This is a genomic window from Nonomuraea sp. NPDC004702 (genome assembly GCF_053601695.1).
This window is the reverse complement of sequence record NZ_JBSGCE010000008.1, coordinates 86392-99105: the sequence shown is the minus strand read 5'-3', so window position 1 is coordinate 99105 and position 12714 is coordinate 86392. Positions and strand designations below refer to the sequence as shown.

Sequence of the window (12714 nt, the reverse complement as noted above, 5' to 3'; positions counted from 1 at the left end):
GGTGACCTGGATCCGGTCGAGGCAGACCGTGGAGGGGTCGAAGCCGGGCATGCCGCCGGTGTTGCGCGCTCGTCCCAGGCGGCCGGTCAGGTCGAAGTTCCAGGCGTGGGACGGGCACCGGCCACCGTCCCCGTCACGTAGCCGCCCGGCGTCCGCAGGCGTTCCACGTGACACGGCCACTGCCAGGAACGGGCGAAGATGGCCCGCTGGTCGATGTCGTGCCATTTCGGGTCGGTATAGGCGTCGGCGTGCAGGGACATCGACAGTGCGGGATCGGGATGGTGTCCGGCGGAGATGTGAGCGAATTCGGGGGTCACCGTACCTCCGATGCAGAACATGAGCCGCATTGAGGCCATTGAGAAATTGCGGGCCGGTTCAAGGCTCAGTTCCGTCGTTCTGTTCCGGCCGGGACTGGCGTAATCAAGAGCATTGGTGGGATGATCCTATGACTATTGCCGATATCAGGAGAATGGGGTTGTCGAATGAGTCCTTCTTCCCGGGCGCTGCCCATGGCGGGGTTCATGTTCTCCGCCGTCGGGGTGGGCGGTGTGGTTCTGCAGATGTTGAGCGTGGCCTATCCCGACGGCGATCCGGCGAAGGCGCGGGCGGCCGCGGAGTTGTTGCGCCAACTGGCCGGGCGCGTGAACGCCAGCCTTGACGACGTGGAGGAGGTCGCGGCCCGGGTCTGGCTGCCACCGAACAGCGGAGCGGGCATCGACGCGTTCCGGACGTATTTCAACCGGGAGATCGCACCCTATCCGCCGCGCGTCTCCGCCTACATCCGCGGACTGGCGGACGCGGTCGAGGATTACGCGGAATTGCTGGAACGGACCCAGCACGCGTTGCGCACGATGGCCATGATCCAGTGGATCGAACTGCTGATGTTCTTCTGCTGGCCCGCGATCGACAAAAAGGTCCAGGTGCTGATCAACTGGGCGATGCGCAGGTCGCAGGCGCGGCTGCTGCTCAAGATGTTCGAGAACGCCGTAGGGAAGCGGTTCATCTACGCCGTCGGGGGCAGCCTGGCCTACACCGTGCTCGACCAGGCGGTCGTCGACGGGCTCAAGCTGGCGCGCGGCGAGGACACCGGCTCCTGGGGGGACCGCGGCGAGTACATGCTGAAGAACTTCGCGGCGGCCATGGTCTTCTACCACGTGGACCCGGCCAACTTCGGCAAGGCCGCGAACGTGCTGCCGAAGAACCCGGCGGCGCGTAACGCGGTCGTGTTCCTGACCGGGTCCACCATCTTCAGCACCACCGCCAACGCGCTCAACCGGCCGGGCGACGTCGTGGACGACCCGGTCAGCCTGTTGCCGACCTGGCAGCAGATGCTCGCCAAGCTGGGGGTCGCCGCGGGCCAGGACCAGTTCAGGCGGTGGCGCCGGTACTGAGTGCCGGTCACGTCGTCAGTCCCGGGTGAAGCGACGGACCTCGTCGGCGAAAGGGGTCAGACCGGTCGTCATCAGGCCGGTCATCTGGGCGGCGAGGTCCTCGGCGGCGGCGTTCGCGGCGGCCAGGACGGCCTCGGCCAGGGCGTCCGCGCCCAGTCGCATGGCCCGCGGATCGATGCGCAGGCCGCCGAGCGCGCCGGTCGGCAGCACCTCGGCCCTCACCTGGCCGTCGGCGGCCTCGCCACGGCCGCGGACGGCGTCGAGGCTCTCCTGCAACTCCTCCAGCGGGCGGATGTCGGCCTGGAACTGGCCGAGGAGCCGGCGCATCTCGTCGTCGAGGTAGGGGGTGGGGTCTTCGGGGGTGGTCATCGGGGGCTCCAGGGGTGTCAGGCGAACTGTCCGTCGGGGGCGAGCTTGGGCGGGTCGGACACTTCGGGCAGGGAGGCGATGGTGGCCCAGTTGGCGACGTCGAAGCTGGTCCGCATGTCGGCCAGGCGGTCGGCCACCGCCGGATAGACGTCGCGCAGGGCGTCGACGTAGGTCTCGGCCTTCTCCAGGGCCGTCACGTAGTTCTTCTTGAAGGTGTTCGCGGTCTCGTCGGTGCCGGCGAAGTCGCCCAGCGCGTCGAGGGCGTCGAGGATGCGGCGGGTGTCGGTCGCGAACTCGGTGCGCTCGGCGAGGAAGGCGCCGGCGGCCTTGGTGAAGGCGGTGCCGTGCACCTCGGTGGTCGGCATCCCGGAGCCCTGGGGGGCGGCCGGGGCGGGGGTCGAGGGGGTGGCGCTCGGGGCCGGAGCCACCCCTGAAGGGCTCGGCGTCGCACTGGGGGTGGTGGTCGGGGTCGGGGTCCCAGTGGGGGTCGGGGTCCCGGTCGGGGTCGGGCTGCCGGTCCCGGTCGGGGTGGGTGTCCCGCTTGGGGTTGGCGTCCCGGTGGCAGTCGGGGTCCCGGTCGGAGTCGGGGTCGCGGTGGGTGACGGGGTTGCCGTGGAGGTCGGGGTGGGGGTGGGGTACGGGGTCGTGGGGCTGGGGGTCGGGGGCTCGCTGGGGGTCGGGGGCGTGGGGCTCGGGGCGGGGGTACCGGTCGGGGTGGGGGTGGGCGGCTCGTAGGTGGGCATGACGGTTCTCCTGTCGGTACGTGGCCGCCGGCGGGCACACGAGAGTTGTCCACAATACCGACAGGAATACAGGGCAGGGGCTACGGCTCGTATACGGGGGCTAGATCGGCGAAGATGCGGTAGTCCGAGATCAGGCCGTCGTCCCGGGTGCGCCAGATCGACACGGCCACCACCGCGGCCTCCTTGCCGTCGAGCCGCCGGTACGTCACCTCGGTCTCGGCGATCGTGTCGGCCCCCGCCTGCCAGTCCCGGACGATCTGGTGCCGCAGGCCGCCGATGGTCGAGTAGAACGTCCGCAGGCCGGCGGCGACGGCGGCGCGTCCCACCATGGGCTCGGCGTTGCCGAACACCAGGGTGGCGTCCTCGGCCAGCAGCTCGGCGAACTTGTCGGGGTCGAACGAGTCGACCACCTGGAAAACGCGTCGTACCACATCGTGGGACATGTTGATCATTCCTCACGTGGACGGGGTCGCTGCTGCGGACGATACGGGACGACGCGTTCCCGTGCGACAGGCCGGCGCGTCCGGCGCGTCCGGCGCACAGCCGGGCGTTCCGGCGGGCGCTCAGGCGGGCGAGGCCCCGCCGGGAGCGGGCGGCGACTCGAAGGTGATCGACACGATGGCGCTGATGGCCAGGTTGTGCTCCCGGACGCCGGAGGTCCGCTCCGAGGACTCGACGGTGACGACGGAGTCGCCCCGGCGGGTGACGTGGCCGGTGAAGCAGTCGCCGCTCAGCAGGCGTACCGAGATGACCCGGTTCTCGTGGCGGGCGTTGTCGAGGAGCGCGATCCAGGAGGTGATGAGCCCGGTTCCGGGGGGTTCGAAGGGGTCATGGGTCATGAGCACCCTCCTGCCCCGAACGAAGGGAAGGGAACGGCCGAACCGGGGACCTCACCGGCAGGCAAGGAACCCGGGACGGGCTCAGCCCGTGCAGCCCTCGCCCGACAGGGAGCCGTTCCAGGAGAAGGCCGTACGGCACAGGTACCTGCCGGGGTCGGGGCCGGCCGTGATCGTGACGTTGACGATATGTCACCGACCGTCGTGAAATTTCGTGGGATGTCGTGTGACGAATTCACGCGCCCTTCAACGGCAGGACATCCAGCACGGATACCTTTCGACCCTTATCTGTAGATTTGCTGCCAAGGGAAGCGTCATGTCTCGTTCGTTCATCGCCATGCTGGCCGTCGGCGCGGCCCTCGCCACCACCGTCGCCGCGCCCGCCGACGCCGCCTCGGGACGGCAGCCGCGCGTCCTGTCCGACGTGACGCTGCCCGCCCCCGACCTGGCCGCCTTCGAGCCGGGCATCGTCAAGGACTCCCGCGGCGTCAAGCTGGGCGGCCTCGGCAGCGGCCTGTTCCCGGCCAGGCGCGCGGGCGAGTACTGGATGGTCACCGACCGCGGCCCGAACGGCGAGCCCAAGATCAACGGTGAGAAGCGGCGCACGTTCCCGGTGCCGGAGTTCGCGCCGGCGATCGTCCGCGTGGCCGTGCGGCACGACACGGCGCGCATCGTGGAGAGCATCCCGCTGAAGACCTCCGACGGCACCCCGATCACCGGCCTGTCCAACCAGTCCGGCCACGACGAGATCCCCTACACCTGGGACGGCCTGACGCAGCTCCCCTACGACCCGAACGGCCTGGACACCGAGGACGTCGTCACCGACGGCCGCGGCGGCTTCTGGCTGGTGGACGAGTACTCCCCCTCGCTGCTGCACGTGGCGAGCGACGGCCGCGTCCTGGCCAGGTACGTCCCCAAGGGCCTGAAGCTCACCGGCGCCGGCTACCCGGTCCACGAGACGCTGCCCGGGATCCTGGCGACCCGGCAGCAGAACCGCGGCATCGAGGCGCTCGGCGTCTCGCAGGCCGAGCGCGCCCTGTACCTGGCCGTGCAGAGCCCGCTCGCCAACCCCGACAAGAAGACCGGCAAGGCGTCGAGCACGGCCCGCATCCTGCGGGTGGACCTGCGTACCGGCCGCCCGACCGGCGAGTGGGCCTACACGATGGAGAACGTGGCCGGCTTCGACCCGGCGGCCGAGCAGGGCGACATGAAGATCTCCGCCCTCAACGTGCTGAGCCCCGGCCGCCTGCTGCTCCAGGAGCGCACCGACGCCGTGGCCCGTCTCTACACCGTGGACCTGCGCCGGGCGACGAACCTGCTCGGCGGCCGGCACGACGACCCGGCCACCACGCCCTCGCTGGAGGCGTCGCTGCCGTCGAACGTCACCGTCGCCACCAAGGCCCTGGCCGTGGACCTGGCGGCGATCCCCGGCCTGCCCGGCAAGATCGAGGGCGTCGCCCTGCTCGACCCGGTGACGCTCGCCGTGGCCAACGACAACGACTTCGGCCTCGGCACCTTCGACGCCGACGGCCGCCTGGTGGACTCGGGGGTGACCAGCCGGATCCTGACGATCCGGCTGGCCAAGCCGCTCTTCTGAGCCGTCCCGTCAGGACAACGTGCTGGCGTACGGGTCCCAGCCGGCGGGCAGGGGCTCGGGGGCCGTCACGGCCGAGGTGATCGGGCGGAACTCGGCGCGTTCGCCCGACTCGGTGATGGCCGTCATGAGCTCCAGCACGTGCAGCGTCAGCTCGCCCGAGGCCCGGTGCGGCGTGCCCGCGCGCAGCGACCGGGCCAGGTCGAGCACGCCGATGCCGCGCCCGGCCTGGTCGGCGGCGACGGGCAGCTCCCGCCAGTCGGGGTCGTGCGGGCCGCGGACCAGCAGCGGGCCGCCGAAGGTGTTGGGGTCGGGCAGCAGCAGGGCTCCTTCCGTGCCGATCACCTCGATCAGCTTGCGGCTGACGGGCGAGTCGAAGCTGAAGGTGGCGGTGGCGGTGGCCGTGCCGGGGAAGTCCAGCAAGGCGTTGACGTGGGTGGGCACGTCCACGGGGAACAGGGTGCCGGCCTTGGGGCCGGAGCCGACGACCCGCTCGGCGCGGGCCCTGCGGGTGCCGCCCGCGACCCGGGCGACCGGGCCGAGCAGGGAGACCAGCGCGGTGAGGTAGTAGGGGCCCATGTCGAACAGGGGGCCGCCGCCGGGCCGGTAGTAGAACTCGGGATCGGGGTGCCAGGACTCCGGGCCCAGGTTCTGGAAGGCGACGGTGATCCCGACCGGCTCGCCGATCAGGCCGGAGCGCAGGGCGTGCGCCGCGGCCTGGAGCCCTGGGCCGAGGAAGGTGTCGGGGGCGCCGCCGACGCGCAGGCCCAGGTTGGCGGCCTCGGCCATAACCTTGGCCGCCTGGTCCATGTCCAGGGCGAGCGGCTTCTCGCCGTACACGTGCTTGCCGGCGCGCAGGGACTCCAGCGCGACGGCCGCGTGCGCGGCCGGGACCGTCAGGTTGACCACGATCTCGACCTCGGGCAGGGCGAGGATCTCGGCCAGGCTGCCCGAGGCGGGCACGCCGTGCTCGCGGGCCGCCGCGGCGGCCCGGCCGGTGTCGAGGTCGGCCACGCCGAGCACCCGCACGTCGGGGAAGGCGGTGAGGTTGCGCAGGTACTGGGCGCTGATCACCCCGGCGCCGACGACCGCGACGCCGACCGGCCCGCCGCTCACGAGCCCTCCAGGCCGGTCAGGTGGGCGTGGCTGTCGGCCAGGGCGGTGAACAGGTCGGTCGCGCACGTGTCCAGCTCGACGATCCGCCAGGCGTCCGGCGCGGCGGCCAGGATCTCGGCAACCGGCATCGCGCCCGCCCCCACCGCCGTGTGCGGCTCGCCCTTCACCATCGGCCCGTCCTTGACGTGCAGCGCGAGGGTGCGCCCGGCCAGGCGGCCGAGCAGGGCGGGCACGTCGGCGCCGCCCACGGCCGCCCAGTACGTGTCGATCTCCAGGAACACCTCGGGGGCTAACAGGTCGGCCAGCGCCTCGATGGCGTGCCGGCCGTCGATCCTGGGCTCGATCTCCCACCAGTGGTTGTGGTAGCCGATGCGCATGCCGTGCCCGGCCGCCTGCTCGGCCAGGCCGTTCAGCAGGTCGGCGGTGCGCGAGAGGCCGTCGCGGGTGGTGAACTCGGCCTCGGGGACGCCGCCGGGGATGATCACCAGGTCGGCGCCGACCGTGGCGACGGCGTCGAAGACCTCGGCGGGCTCCTGGCTGAGCAGCGCGTACGCGTGCGTGCTGCTCACCGTGAGCCCCAGGTCGTCGATCACCTGGCGGAAGCCCTTGGGGTCGGCGGTCGGGTCGAAGGGCTCGACGGCGCCGTAACCGATGCCGGCGATGCGCTCAAGGGTGCCGTCGCGGTCGGCGGCGAGCTGTTCCCTGACGGTGTAGAGCTGGACGCTGAGCGGCCTGGTCATCCACGGACCCCCATGAGGTGCTCAAGGGCGAGCTGGTTGAGCCGGGTGAAGTGGAAGCCGCGCCGGGCGGCCGCCTCGGGGTCGAAGTCGTCGGCGGCCAGGTCCTGCCAGGTCTCGCCCGCGGCGAGGGTGGGCCGGGCCAGCTCGTCCACGCGGGAGGCGCGCAGGGCCTCCTGGACCTCGGGGTCGGCGCGGAAGGCGCGCGACTTCTCCTTCAGGATCAGGTACGTGCGCATGTTCGCGGCGGCCGAGTCCCACACGTCGTCGGGGTCCTCGGTGCGCAGCGGCTTGTAGTCGAAGTGCCGGGGGCCGTCGTAGCCGCCGTTCTCCAGCAGGTCGACCAGGAAGAAGGCGCTCTTGAGGTCGCCGTGGCCGAAGATCAGGTCCTGGTCGTACTTCGGGCCGTGCTGACCGTTGAGGTCGATGTGGAACAGCTTGCCGTGCCACAGCGCCTGGGCGATGCCGTGGACGAAGTTGAGCCCCGCCATCTGCTCGTGGCCGACCTCGGGGTTGAGGCCCACCATCTCCGGGTGCTCCAGGTCGTTGATGAGCGCCAGGGCGTGGCCGATGGTCGGCAGCAGGATGTCGCCGCGCGGCTCGTTGGGCTTGGGCTCCAGGGCGAAGCGCAGGTCGTAGCCGCGGTCGAGGACGTACTGGCAGAGCAGGTCCAGGCCCTCCTTGTAGCGGTCGAGGGCCGCCTTGACGTCCTTGGCCGCGTCGGACTCGGCGCCCTCGCGGCCGCCCCAGCACACGTACGTGGTCGCGCCGAGCGAGGCGGCCAGGTCGATGTTGCGCATGACCTTGCGCAGGGCGTACCGGCGCACGTCGCGGTCGTTGCTGGTGAACGCGCCGTCCTTGAACACCGGGTGGGTGAACAGGTTCGTGGTGGCCATCGGGACCTTCATCCCGGTCTCGTCCAGGGCCTTGCGGAAGGCGGCGATCGCCTTGTCCCGGTCGGGCTCGACGGCCAGCAGGTCGTCGTCGTGGAAGGTGACGCCGTACGCGCCGAGCTCGGCCAGCCGGTGCACGCTCTCGACGGGGTCGAGCGCGGGACGGCTCGCGTCGCCGAACGGGTCACGGGCCTGCCAGCCCACGGTCCAGAGTCCGAAGGTGAAGCGATCGGCGGGTGTCGGAGTGAAGGATGACATTTGCTGACGTCCCCTACCTTTAGTCCATAATCTGTACATAATCCTGAGGAGGCATGCATGGTGGCGTCAAGGGGGGTCCGGCATGATTCCATGCGTGCCCGCAATCTGGCCGTGGTACTCCAGGCCGTCCACGGGCATGGCCCGCTCACCAGGGCGGCGCTGGCCGAGCTCACCGGGCTGACCAAGACCACCGTGTCCAGCCTGGTCGCGGCCCTGCTGGAGGCCGGCGCGGTGAGCGAGTCGGGCGCGGTGCGCGACGGCGAGCGCGGGCGGCCCGGCGTGGCCGTGCGGCTGAGCGGGCACCGGGTGGCCGCGCTCGGGCTGGAGGTCAACATCGACTATCTGGCCGCCTGCGTGGTGGACCTGACCCGGTCCGTACGCCTGCGCCGCGTCCGTCCGGCCGACAACCGCGGCTCCGACCCGGCCGACGTGCTGCAACTGCTGCGCGACCTGGTGAAGGAGGTCACCGCGGAGGCCGAGGCCGCCGGGCTGCGGATCATCGGCGCCGCCCTGGCCGTGCCCGGCACGGTCGAGGACGGCCTGCTGCGCAAGGCCCCCCACCTGGGCTGGCGGGACGTACGGGTGGCCGACCTGCTCGACCTGCCGTGCGCGGTCGACAACGAGGCGAACCTGGCGGCGCTGGGCGAGTTGTGGTTCGGCTCGCGGGCGACGGACTTCCTCTACGTCTCCGGCGAGATCGGCGTCGGCGCCGGGCTGGTCGTGGACGGGACCGTGTTCCGGGGGACGTACGGGCTGGCCGGCGAGCTCGGCCATGTCGTCGTGACCCCCGACGGCCCCGCCTGCCGCTGCGGCGGCCGCGGCTGCCTGGAGGTGTACGCGGGCCAGGACGCCCTGCTCGGCGACCTGGACTCGGTCGCCGCCCTGGCCGACGCGCTGACCGCGGGCGACCGGCGCGCGCTGGCCGCCTGCGCGCGGGCCGGGGAGGCGCTCGGGGTGGCGCTCACGTCGGCCGTGCACCTGCTGGACCCCGGCCGGATCGTGCTCGGCGGCGTCTTCGCCCCGCTGTTCCCGTGGCTGGAGACCCCGGCCCGGGACGTGCTGGCGGCCCGGCTGGGGCAGATGCGCGGCACGCCACCCGCCCTGGTCGTCTCGGCCAACGGCGCCGACGCGGCGGTGCTGGGGGCGGCCGGGCTGATCATCCAGCGGATCGTCGCCGACCCGGCGGACGTGCTGGGCGTGTGACGGGTCAGTAGTAGCCCTTGTTCCCGTCGACCAGCTCTCTGACGATGTCGAGGTGGCCGGCGTGCCTGGCGGTCTCCTCGACCATGTGGATCAGCACCCAGCGCAGCGAGGACGCCGCCGACCGGAAGTCGGGGTGCTTGCCGACGTCGTCGAGCGAGTGGGCGGCGACGATCTCGTTGGAGCGCTCGCACTGCTTGGCGTAGTCGTCGAGGAGCTGGGCCAGCGTGACGCCCTCGACCAGCATGTCGGCGTCCTCGGGCTCCTCCAGGAACTGCGGGTTGCCCTCGGCGCTGCCGCCCAGGAAGAGCACCTCGAACCAGCAGTGCTCGGTCCAGCGCATGTGGGCGACCAGACCGGCCACCGTCATCAGGGGCGAGGTCGGCAGGACCGGCCGGTGGGCGTCGGCCTCGGACAACCCCTCGCACTTCCAGTGGACGATCGCGCGCTGCATGTCCAGCCAGCCGACGAGCTGGGTACGTTCGTCGGCCACGAAGGGCGGACGTACACGGGGTGGCGTCATGCGCGGGAGGCTACTGCAGGGCTCATCGGCGACGCACCGGATTTTCGGCCGGTTCGCGTATGACCCGGGCGAGCCGCGACAATGGCTCGATGGCGGAAAGTGCAGAGGCCGACTGGGTCTCCAGGTTCGCGGACGAGGTGATCTCCGAGGCGGAGCGTCGTGCCCCGGGCAAACCGATCGTCTGCGCCTCCGGGCTCAGCCCCTCGGGCCCCATCCACCTGGGCAACCTGCGTGAGGTCATGACCCCCCACCTCGTCGCCGACGAGATCAGGCGGCGCGGCCTCGACTGCGTCCACCTGCTGTCCTGGGACGACTACGACCGTTTCCGGCGGGTGCCCGCGGGCGTCGACCCGTCCTGGGCCGAGCACATCGGCAAACCGCTGACCTCGGTGCCCGCCCCGCCGGGCAGCCCGCACGCCAACTGGGCCGAGCACTTCAAGGCGCCGATGACCGCCGCGCTGGCCGAGCTGGGCGTCGACTACCGGGGCATCAGCCAGACCGAGCAGTACACCTCGGGCGCCTACCGGGAGCAGATCCTGCTGGCCATGCGCGAGCGGTCGCGGATCGACGCGATCCTGGCGGCGTACCGGACCAAGGACGGCGGCCGGGAGGTGGCCGACTACTTCCCGTACCGGCCGTACTGCGAGCTGTGCGAGCGCGACCTCACGAAGGTCACCGCGTACGACGACGAGACGACCGAGCTGGCCTACACCTGCGAGTGCGGGTTCGGCGAGACCGTGCGCCTGGCCGAGCACGACCGCGGCAAGCTGGTGTGGAAGGTCGACTGGCCGATGCGGTGGGCGTACGAGGGCGTGGTCTTCGAGCCGTCGGGCGTCGACCACCACTCCCCCGGCTCGGCCTGGGTCGTCGGCGGCCAGATCGTCGGCGAGGTGTTCGGCGGCGAGCAGCCGATCGGCCCGATGTACGCCTTCGTCGGCATCACCGGCATGGCCAAGATGAGCAGCTCCAAGGGCGACGTGCCGACCCCGGCCGACGCGCTGGGGATCATGGAGGCGCCCGTGCTGCGCTGGCTGTACGCCCGCCGCAAGCCCGCCCAGTCCTTCAAGATCGCCTTCGACCAGGAGATCCAGCGCCTCTACGACGAGTGGGACGCCCTGGCCCGCAAGGTCGACTCCGGCCAGGCCCAGCCCGCCGAGCTGGCCGCCCACGCCCGCGCCGTGGGCACCGCCGCCGGGCCGCTGCCGGTCACGCCGGTCCCGGTGCCCTACCGCACGCTGGCCTCGATCCTCGACATCACCACCGGCCACGACGAGCAGGCGCTGCGCATCCTGCGCGACCTCGACGCCGTCGACCGGCTCGACCAGGCCCGCCCCCGGCTCGACCGGGCGCAGCGCTGGGTGGCCGACCACCTGCCCGCCGACCAGCGCACCCACGTGCGCGAGACGCCCGACCAGGACCTGCTCGACTCCCTCGGCCAGACCGAGCGCGAGTCGTTGCGGCTGCTGGCCGACGGCCTCGACGACTGGACGCTCGACGGCCTGACCAGCCTGGTCTACGGCGTGCCGAAGCTCCAGGCGGGCCTCGACGCCGACGCCAAGCCCACGCCGGAGCTGAAGGCGGCCCAGCGCGCGTTCTTCGTCCTGCTCTACCGGCTGCTGGTGGGCCGCGACACCGGGCCGCGGCTGCCCACGCTGCTCATGGCGGTGGGCGCCGACCGGGTGCGGAAGCTGGTCGGCGGATGAGGTGCGGCCGCGGGTGAACGGCGTCGTCCTGGTCACCGGGATCTCGGCCGCGGGCAAGTCCACGGTCGCCCAGGCGCTGGCCGAGCGCCTGCCGCGGTCGGCCCACGTCCGGGGCGACACCTTCCGCCGCATGGTCGTGGGCGGCCGGGCCGAGATGACGCCCGGGTCGGAGGAGGAGGCGGTGCGCCAGTTGCAGCTGCGCTACCGGCTCGCGGCCCAAACGGCGGACTTGTATTTCGAAGCCGGATTTACAGCAATTGTGCAAGATGTGGTCCTTGGAGAGGACTTGGAGCGGTTCACCGGGTGGATCCGCACCCGTCCGCTCCGGGTGGTCGTGCTCGCCCCCGACGCCGCCGCCGTCGAGTGCCGCGAGCGCGAACGCGCCAAGACCGGCTACGGCGCCTGGACGATCGCCCAGCTCGACGCCGCCCTGCGGGCCGAAACGCCGCGCATCGGCCTGTGGCTGGACACCTCCGCCCAGTCCCCCGCCGAGACCGTCGAGGAGATCCTCGCGCGGGCGGACGAGGCATTGGTGGGTGGAGATCGCATATAAGTAGGATCACTGCAAGGCAGTGTCAAGTGGGCTGCATGTGTGCAGGTGCACCTTGTACCCATGAACAAGCAGCCCTTCGCCGCCAGTGTCAGTGTCATCGTCCCCGCGATGAACGAAGCCGAGAACCTTCCCCACGTCTTCGCCACGCTGCCCGACTGGATCGACGAGGTGATCCTGGTCGACGGCAACTCGACCGACGACACCGTCGCCGTCGCGCGCAGGCTGCGCCCCGACCTCCGGGTCGTCGTGCAGAGCCGGCGCGGCAAGGGCAACGCCCTCATCGAGGGCTTCCAGGCCGCCCGGGGCGACATCATCGTCATGATCGACGCCGACGGTTCCACCGACGGCAAGGAGATCCGCTCGTTCGTCGAGACCCTCATCGACGGCGCCGACTTCGCCAAGGGCTCCCGGTACGCCCCCGGCGGCGGCTCCGACGACCTCAGCCCCATCCGGTCGCTGGGCAACAAGTTCCTCACCGGCCTGACCAACATGCTGTACGGCACCCGCTTCACCGACCTGTGCTACGGCTACAACGCCTTCTGGCGCGACCACCTGGACGTCATGGAGCTCGACTGCGACGGCTTCGAGATCGAGACCCTCATGAACGTCCGGGCCGCCCAGGCCGGCCTGGTCATCCACGAGGTGCCCAGCCACGAGCGCTCCCGGATCCACGGCGCGAGCAACCTGCACGCGGTGCGCGACGGCTGGCGCGTGCTGAAGACGATCATGCGCGAGCGTACGCGCGGGACCGCCCTGATGCCGCAGACCGAGGTGGCGCTCGCGAAGTAAGAAGTGACA

Annotated in this window: 15 protein-coding genes; 6 read left to right on the top strand and 9 right to left on the bottom strand. The window is 71.6% G+C overall.

The annotated features are described in order from the left end of the window. Positions 1–86: 86 nt before the first annotated feature. Positions 87–317, bottom strand: a complete 231-nt coding sequence (locus tag ACWEJ6_RS13170; RefSeq protein ID WP_452423656.1) for a hypothetical protein — start codon at positions 315–317, stop codon at positions 87–89. Between the two features lie 165 nt (positions 318–482). Here ACWEJ6_RS13170 and ACWEJ6_RS13165 point away from each other — a divergent pair, with 165 nt between their 5' ends. Continuing rightward, positions 483–1391 (top strand): hypothetical protein, encoded by a 909-nt coding sequence (locus ACWEJ6_RS13165; RefSeq protein ID WP_452423654.1) that lies wholly within the window; start codon positions 483–485, stop codon positions 1389–1391. Between the two features lie 15 nt (positions 1392–1406). Here ACWEJ6_RS13165 and ACWEJ6_RS13160 read toward each other — a convergent pair whose 3' ends face one another. The 4 genes from ACWEJ6_RS13160 to ACWEJ6_RS13145 form a co-directional block, all read right to left on the bottom strand. Continuing rightward, positions 1407–1760, bottom strand: a complete 354-nt coding sequence (locus ACWEJ6_RS13160) for a YbaB/EbfC family nucleoid-associated protein (protein ID WP_358290528.1) — start codon at positions 1758–1760, stop codon at positions 1407–1409. A gap of 17 nt (positions 1761–1777) precedes the next feature. Beyond that, positions 1778–2125 carry a hypothetical protein gene (locus tag ACWEJ6_RS13155; protein ID WP_452423651.1) on the bottom strand — a complete coding sequence of 116 codons (348 nt, stop codon included), beginning with the start codon at positions 2123–2125 and terminating at the stop codon, positions 1778–1780. A gap of 458 nt (positions 2126–2583) precedes the next feature. Then, positions 2584–2946, bottom strand: coding sequence for a nuclear transport factor 2 family protein (locus ACWEJ6_RS13150; protein ID WP_452423649.1), 363 nt, complete (start codon positions 2944–2946; stop codon positions 2584–2586). Positions 2947–3066: 120 nt separating this feature from the next. Beyond that, positions 3067–3342, bottom strand: a complete 276-nt coding sequence (locus ACWEJ6_RS13145; protein ID WP_387677640.1) for a hypothetical protein — start codon at positions 3340–3342, stop codon at positions 3067–3069. A gap of 313 nt (positions 3343–3655) precedes the next feature. Between ACWEJ6_RS13145 and ACWEJ6_RS13140 the strand changes: the two genes are divergently transcribed. Further along, positions 3656–4936, top strand: coding sequence for an esterase-like activity of phytase family protein (locus tag ACWEJ6_RS13140; RefSeq protein WP_452423647.1), 1281 nt, complete (start codon positions 3656–3658; stop codon positions 4934–4936). A gap of 9 nt (positions 4937–4945) precedes the next feature. Here the strand turns inward: ACWEJ6_RS13140 and ACWEJ6_RS13135 are convergent, their stop codons facing one another. The 3 genes from ACWEJ6_RS13135 to xylA are packed head-to-tail and all read right to left on the bottom strand — an operon-like array spanning position 4946 to position 7937. Further along, complete coding sequence (locus ACWEJ6_RS13135; protein WP_452423645.1) at positions 4946–6049, bottom strand: Gfo/Idh/MocA family protein; 1104 nt, start codon at positions 6047–6049, stop codon at positions 4946–4948. Further along, on the bottom strand, positions 6046–6789 hold the full coding sequence (locus ACWEJ6_RS13130; RefSeq protein WP_452423643.1) for a sugar phosphate isomerase/epimerase family protein: 744 nt from the start codon (positions 6787–6789) through the stop codon (positions 6046–6048). The genes ACWEJ6_RS13135 and ACWEJ6_RS13130 overlap by 4 nt, the downstream gene beginning before the upstream one ends. After that, positions 6786–7937: a xylose isomerase gene (xylA, locus tag ACWEJ6_RS13125; RefSeq protein ID WP_352357490.1), complete on the bottom strand. Its 1152-nt coding sequence runs from the start codon at positions 7935–7937 to the stop codon at positions 6786–6788. The genes ACWEJ6_RS13130 and xylA overlap by 4 nt, the downstream gene beginning before the upstream one ends. A gap of 90 nt (positions 7938–8027) precedes the next feature. Here xylA and ACWEJ6_RS13120 point away from each other — a divergent pair, with 90 nt between their 5' ends. Continuing rightward, positions 8028–9140: an ROK family protein gene (locus tag ACWEJ6_RS13120; RefSeq protein ID WP_452423641.1), complete on the top strand. Its 1113-nt coding sequence runs from the start codon at positions 8028–8030 to the stop codon at positions 9138–9140. A 4-nt stretch (positions 9141–9144) separates the two neighbouring features. On the opposite strand, the gene ACWEJ6_RS13115 is transcribed toward ACWEJ6_RS13120, so the two are convergent. Next, positions 9145–9660 carry a DinB family protein gene (locus ACWEJ6_RS13115; RefSeq protein WP_452423639.1) on the bottom strand — a complete coding sequence of 172 codons (516 nt, stop codon included), beginning with the start codon at positions 9658–9660 and terminating at the stop codon, positions 9145–9147. An 89-nt stretch (positions 9661–9749) separates the two neighbouring features. On the opposite strand from ACWEJ6_RS13115, the gene lysS reads away from it, so the two are divergent. The 3 genes from lysS to ACWEJ6_RS13100 are packed head-to-tail and all read left to right on the top strand — an operon-like array spanning position 9750 to position 12705. Beyond that, positions 9750–11363, top strand: a complete 1614-nt coding sequence (gene lysS, locus ACWEJ6_RS13110) for a lysine--tRNA ligase (protein WP_452423637.1) — start codon at positions 9750–9752, stop codon at positions 11361–11363. 13 nt (positions 11364–11376) lie between these two features. After that, positions 11377–11916: an AAA family ATPase gene (locus ACWEJ6_RS13105; RefSeq protein WP_452423635.1), complete on the top strand. Its 540-nt coding sequence runs from the start codon at positions 11377–11379 to the stop codon at positions 11914–11916. 60 nt (positions 11917–11976) lie between these two features. Next, complete coding sequence (locus ACWEJ6_RS13100) at positions 11977–12705, top strand: glycosyltransferase family 2 protein (RefSeq protein WP_352321313.1); 729 nt, start codon at positions 11977–11979, stop codon at positions 12703–12705. Positions 12706–12714 lie beyond the last annotated feature (9 nt).